Source organism: Actinosynnema sp. NPDC023658, assembly GCF_040639995.1.
In the GTDB taxonomy this organism is placed as follows: Bacteria; Actinomycetota; Actinomycetes; order Mycobacteriales; family Pseudonocardiaceae; genus Actinosynnema.
The window spans coordinates 1-6,253 of the sequence record NZ_JBFAAX010000341.1 but is presented as its reverse complement, the minus strand read 5'-3'; the positions used below and the strand labels follow the sequence as shown (position 1 = coordinate 6,253).

Below are 6,253 nucleotides of genomic sequence, written 5' to 3'. Positions count from 1 at the left end.
GCACCCGCTCCTCGCCCAGGTTGGCCGCGGCCAACGCGGTCAGCGTCGCCGAGTCCAACCCGCCCGACAGCAGGACGCACCGCGGCACGTCCGCGACGAGCTGGCGGCGCACGGTGTCGTCCAGCAGCTCGCGGACGCGCCCGACCGTGGTCTCCACGTCGTCGGTGTGCGGGCGGGTCTCCAAGCGCCAGTAGGTGCGCTCGCGCACGCCCTCGGCGTCGACGGTCACCACGGTGCCCGGTTCGACCTGCTCCATGCCGGACCAGATCGCGTGCCTCGGCGTGAACGCGTACGACAGCGCCTCGCGCAGGCCGTCCGCGTCCACCACCCGCTTGACCATCGGGTTGGCCAGGATCGCCTTCGGCTCCGAGCCGAACAGCACCCCGTCGGGCGTGCGGTAGAAGTAGAACGGCTTGATCCCGAGGCGGTCGCGGATCATCACCAGCTTCCGCTCGCGACCGTCCCAGATCGCGAACGCGTACATCCCGTTGAGCCGGTCGGCCACCTCGACGCCCCAGCGCAGGTACCCGCGCAGCACCACCTCGGTGTCGCTGGAGGTGGTGAACCGCTCGCCGTGCTTGACCAGCTCGTCGCGTAACTCGACGAAGTTGTAGGCCTCACCGCTGTAGACCAGCGACACGTCCCCGTTCGGCGTCTGCACCGTCATCGGCTGCACACCGCCCGGCAGGTCGATGACCGCCAACCTCCGGTGGCCGAGCGCGACGTGCTGCTGCACCCACGTGCCGGAGGCGTCCGGACCGCGACACGCCATGGTCTGCGTCATCGCGTCGATCGTCTCCCGCTCACGGGTGAGGTCGCGGTCGAACGAGACCCAACCGGTGATTCCGCACATTCAGAAGCCTCCTGTGGACTCGGAGAGGTTGCCGCCCGCACGGAAGTCGTGATCGGGAACGGTCCCTACGGACCATAACGCCGTCACACCCGCGCGGTCGCATACGGAAGTCCGATGGGTGTATCGGCCATTCGGCTCCGAAGGCCCTCCACCTGCGGACTTGCCCCGCCGCCCACCCGCCGACCCCGCAGAGGTCGGGCCGTTAGCCCGCACCCCGCACCCCGCACCCCGCACCCGCCGCCCTGCCCGCAGCCGAGCTGTCCGGCTGCCCGCTGCCCGCTGTCGCATCCGGCGCCGGCTGCCACCTGCATCACGCGTCGCGGTGCTCGCTCGGGGGTCCGGTCCTGCGGCCCACCGGGTGCCAACCAGGCGGTCGACGCCTTTACAACGTTGTATCAACGATGTAAGAAGCTTTTCGTGGCGTGCGTCACGCACACCCGGAGGAGGAGCGCCCATGCCGCAGGTCGTCCGCGCCGGCACCCGCACCGGATCGGAGGTGTGAGGAAACCCGAAACCCAGGTCCGCCCTAGCTGAAGCGCCGCCCGACCCCTGCCCGCGCGCACCGCCTTGGAGCTGCCGACGATGACCGCTTCCCTGCCCAGGCTCGCCACCGCCCTCGCCCTGCTCGCCGGCGGACTCCTCGCCGCACCACCGGCCGCCACGGCCGCGGCCCCCGACCTGCCGACCGCCGTGGCCGGCAACCCGTTCGTCGACGGCTGGTACGCCGACCCGGACGTCGCCGTGTACGGCGACCGGTACTGGGTGTATCCGACGACCTCGAAGACCTACGCCGAGCAGACCTACCTCGACGCGTTCTCCTCCACCGACCTCGTCCACTGGACCAAGCACCCCGACGTGCTCACCACGGCGAACGTCCCGTGGGCGAACCGCGCGGTGTGGGCGCCGGCGCCGATCACCCGCAACGGCAGGTACTACCTGTACTTCGCCGCCAACGACATCCAGGACGACTCCCAGCTCGGCGGCATCGGCGTGGCCGTGGCCGACCGCCCCGAGGGCCCGTACCGCGACGCCCTCGGCAGGCCGCTCATCGGGCAGTACCACAACGGCGCGCAACCGATCGACCAGGACGTCTTCATCGACGACGACGGTCAGGCCTACCTGTACTACGGCGGTCACGGCCACGCCAACGTCGCCAGGCTCAACTCGGACATGACCAGCCTCGGCACCTTCCCGGACGGCAGCACCTACAAGGAGATCACGCCGTCCGGTTATGTCGAGGGCCCGCAGATGTTCAAGCGGAACGGCAGGTACTACCTGATGTGGTCCGAAGGCGGCTGGACCGGCCCGGACTACTCCGTGTCCTACGCCGTGGCCGACTCCCCGACCGGGCCGTTCGCCAAGCTGGACAAGGTGCTCGCGCAGGACCCGGCGATCGCGCGCGGCTCGGGCCACAACTCCGTGCTGAACGTGCCGGGCACCGACACGTGGTACATCGTCTACCACCGCCGGCCGTTGAGCGAGACCGACGGCAACCACCGCCAGCTCGCCTACGACCGGATGCGCTTCAACCCCGACGGCACGATCCAGCGCGTCGCCATGCGGGTCCGCGACAATTTCGCGGACGACAACGCGCTGGGCTGGAAGACCTACGGCGGCACCTGGACGGCCACCGCCGGGCAGTACCGCGCGGGCTCGTCGGCCGGTGGGAAGGCGTTGCTGGACAACAACTTCGCGGACTTCACCCAGGACGCCGACGTCACGATCACCTCGGGCGGCGGCGACGCCGGCCTCGTCTTCCGCGCCACCAGGCCGGCGGTGGGCGCTGACTCCTACGCCGGCTACTACGCGGGCGTCACGGCGGCCGGTCGGGTCGTGCTCGGGCGGGCGGACAACTCCTGGACCGAGCTGGGCTCCGCGACGACCACCGCCGGTGCCGCGCACCACCTTCGGGTCACCGCCGTCGGCACGTCGATCAAGGTGTTCGCGGACGACCTGTCCACCCCGAAGATCAGCGTCACCGACGCCACCCACAGCAGCGGCGCGAACGGCGTGCGGGTGTTCAACGCCGCCGCGGCGTTCGACGAGCTGGCCGTGGACCCGGCCACCGCGGGCGGCGTGAACCTGGCCCAGGGCCGCCCGGCCACCGGGTCGCCGTCCTGCGCCGCGTCCGAAGGACCCGAGAAGGCGGTCAACGGCACGGTGAACGGCGGCAACGCCGACAAGTTCTGCTCGTCCGCGTCCGGCGCGTGGCTGCGGGTCGACCTCGGCGCCACCCGGACCATCGGCCGGTTCGAGGTCGCCCACGCCCAGGCGGGCGGTGAGCAGGCCGCCCTCAACACCAAGGCGTTCACGCTCTCGGTGTCCGACGACGGCACGACCTGGCGGCGGGTCGTCCAGGTCACCGACAACAGCGCGGCCACCACCGTGCACCCGGTGTCGGGGGTGTCCGGCCGCTACGTCCGACTCGACGTCAGCGCTCCCACGAACGCCGGCGACAACGCCACCCGCGTCTACGAGCTCCGGGTGTTCGGGTGAGCGCCGCCCCGAGGCGACCCGGTCGCCGCCCGACCGCGACCCCGGCCCTCCGAAGGAGTCCGATGCACCGCCTCCTCGCCCCCGCGGCGGTCGTGCTGGCGGTGCTCGGTGGTCTCGTCGCCACCGTGCCCGCGTCGGCCGCCGTCGTGCCGAAGACCCCGCCGCTGACCACGCCGTGGACCTCCCAGGTCTCCACGACCAACCCCCTGCCGGAGTACCCGCGCCCGCAGATGACCCGGCCGGACTGGCAGTCGCTCAACGGCGAGTGGCAGTTCCTCAACCCGGCCACCGACGGCGCGGGCAACGTCGACCGGTACGCGGCGCCCCCGCTCGGCCAGACCCTGCCCGAGCGCGTCCTGGTGCCCTACCCGATCGAGTCGGCGCTGTCGGGCATCATGCGCAACGACAACCGCGACCTGATGTTCTACCGGCGCACGTTCACCGTCCCGCAGTCCTGGGGCGGCCGACGCGTGCAGCTGCACTTCGGCGCGGTCGACTACGAGGCCGCGGTCTGGGTCAACGGCACCCAGGTCACCACCCACAAGGGCGGTTACGACCGGTTCGAGGTCGACATCACGGCCCAGCTCAACGGCGGCACGAACGAGATCGTCGTGCGCGCCTACGACCCGACCGACGGCCGCGGTGAGAAGCAGCCCGTCGGCAAGCAGACGAACAACCCCGCCGGCATCTTCTACACGCCGTCGTCGGGCATCTGGCAGACCGTCTGGCTCGAACCCACGCCCGCGTCCTCGATCTTCTCGGTCGACGTCTACCCCAACCTGTCGAACAACACCGCCCGGGTCAGGGTCTTCACCCGCGGCGACGTCACCGGCCACACCGTGCTGGCCGAGGCGGTGTCCGGCACGACCGTCGTGGGCAGCGCCACCGGTGGCTTCACCGAGTTCTCCGTGCCGGTGCCCGACGCCCGGCGGTGGTCGCCGGACGACCCGTACCTGTACGACCTGCGCGTCTCGCTGCGCAACGGCTCCGGCGCCACCGTCGACCGGGTGGTGGGCTACTTCGGGATGCGCGAGGTCGGCAAGAAGGTGGTCGACGGCGTCCTGCGGCCGACCCTCAACGGCGAGTTCGTGTTCCAGATCGGCACGCTGGACCAGGGGTTCTGGCCGGACGGCCTGTACACCGCGCCCACCGACGACGCGCTGGCCTCGGACATCCGGAAGCACAAGGACCTGGGCTTCACCATGGTGCGCAAGCACATCAAGGTCGAACCCGCCCGGTGGTACTACCACGCCGACCGGCTCGGCCTGCTGGTCTGGCAGGACATCCCGTCCACGCCGGCGTTCGACGCCGACCGCACGCCGGCGCAGACCGCCGAGTTCGAGACCGAGGCCCGCGAGATCGTCGACGAGCACCGGTTCTCACCCGCCGTCATCACCTACGTGCCGTTCAACGAGGGCTGGGGCGAGTGGAGCCTCGCCGACACCCGGCGCGTCACCACCGCGTTGAAGAACCACGACCCGACCCGGCTGGTGGACGCGCACAGCGGTTACAACTGCTGCGCTTCCAAGGGCGACCCCGGCACCGGCGACATCGTCGACTGGCACGTCTACACCGGGCCGGACGCGCCGCGTCCCTCGACGACCCGGGTGTCGGTCCTCGGGGAGTTCGGCGGCATCGGGCTGCGCAACCCCGGCCACGAGCACAGCCCGAACGGCGAGTTCTTCGCCTACGAGCAGGTGACGGGCACCGCCCAGCTCAACGACCGCTACACCGGCATGGTCCGCGACGTGCGGCAGCTGATGACCACGAAGGGCGTCTCCGCCTACGTCTACACGGAGATCACCGACGTCGAGGGCGAGTACAACGGCCTGCTCACCTACGACCGGCGGGTGCAGAAGGTCGACACCGGCCAGGTCCGCGCCGCGCACACCGCGCTGGTCGACGCCTCCCGCAACCTCAACGCGCCGGTCCACCTCACCCTCGACCACGTCCGGTCGTTCCGGGTCACCACGCCCGGCTACACCGACCGGTACCTGCGGCACGCCGACTCCACCGCGCGCACCGACGTGATCGGCACGGGCAGCGCGGACGGCGCCCGCCAGGACGCCTCCTTCCGGACCGTCACCGGGTTCGCGGACGCGCGCTGCCACTCGTTCGAGTCGGTCAACTCGCCGGGCCGCTACCTGCGGCACGCCGACAGCCGCGTGCGGCTGGACGCGAACACCGGCGGCTCGTTCGCCGCGGACGCCACCTGGTGCCCGCGACCCGGCCTGGCCGCGGGCGGCACGTCGTTCGAGTCGCTGAACTTCCCGGGCTCGTACCTGCGCCACTACGCCGAGGGCGCGTACCTCGCCCGCAGCGGTGGGCCGAACGCCTGGGACACCGCGACCGGCTTCACCGCCGACGCCACCTGGAACACGGCCGACCCGGCGCTGTGGCGCAGCTCCGTGCCGCTGGCCACGAACGTGCGCCAGTCGTTGCGGGTGACGACGTGGGGCTACACCGACCGGTACCTGCGGCACGCCGACGGCCTGGCGTACACGGAGGTCGTCACCAGCGGCAGCAGCGCGCTGCTCAAGGCCGACGCCACGTACACCGTCCGGCGCGGCCTGGCCGACTCGTCCTGCTACTCGTTCGAGTCGGTGAACTTCCCCGGCCAGTTCCTGCGGCACGCCGACAGCCGGGTGCGCAACTCGCCCGACGACGGGTCGGCGCTGCTGCGGGCCGACGCCACGTTCTGCACCCGACCGGGCCTGGGCGGCACCGGGGTGACGTTCGAGTCGCTCGACGAACCGGGGTGGTTCCTGCGGCACCACGACTCGCAGGTCCACATCGCCTCGGGCGAGGACACGGGCTTCAACCGGCCCCAGACCCTCACCGCGGACAGCAGTTGGACCCTGGCCGCACCCTGGGCGCCCTGACACCGTCACCGGCCGCGCCGGC

The 6,253-nt window shown here is 71.5% G+C and carries 3 protein-coding genes; 2 read left to right on the top strand and 1 reads right to left on the bottom strand.

Features of this window, described 5'->3' with window-relative positions; genetic code table 11:
* The coding region (asnB, locus tag AB0G02_RS25845) for an asparagine synthase (glutamine-hydrolyzing) (protein ID WP_360798272.1) at nucleotides 1-853 on the bottom strand (853 nt) is incomplete at its 3' end.
* A gap of 582 nt (nucleotides 854-1,435) precedes the next feature.
* Here asnB and AB0G02_RS25840 point away from each other — a divergent pair.
* Both AB0G02_RS25840 and AB0G02_RS25835 read left to right on the top strand, forming a co-directional pair.
* Complete coding sequence (locus tag AB0G02_RS25840) at nucleotides 1,436-3,349, top strand: family 43 glycosylhydrolase (RefSeq protein ID WP_360798270.1); 1,914 nt, start codon at nucleotides 1,436-1,438, stop codon at nucleotides 3,347-3,349.
* Nucleotides 3,350-3,411: 62 nt separating this feature from the next.
* Nucleotides 3,412-6,231 carry an AbfB domain-containing protein gene (locus tag AB0G02_RS25835; protein ID WP_360798268.1) on the top strand — a complete coding sequence of 940 codons (2,820 nt, stop codon included), beginning with the start codon at nucleotides 3,412-3,414 and terminating at the stop codon, nucleotides 6,229-6,231.
* The last annotated feature ends 22 nt before the right edge of the window (nucleotides 6,232-6,253 follow it).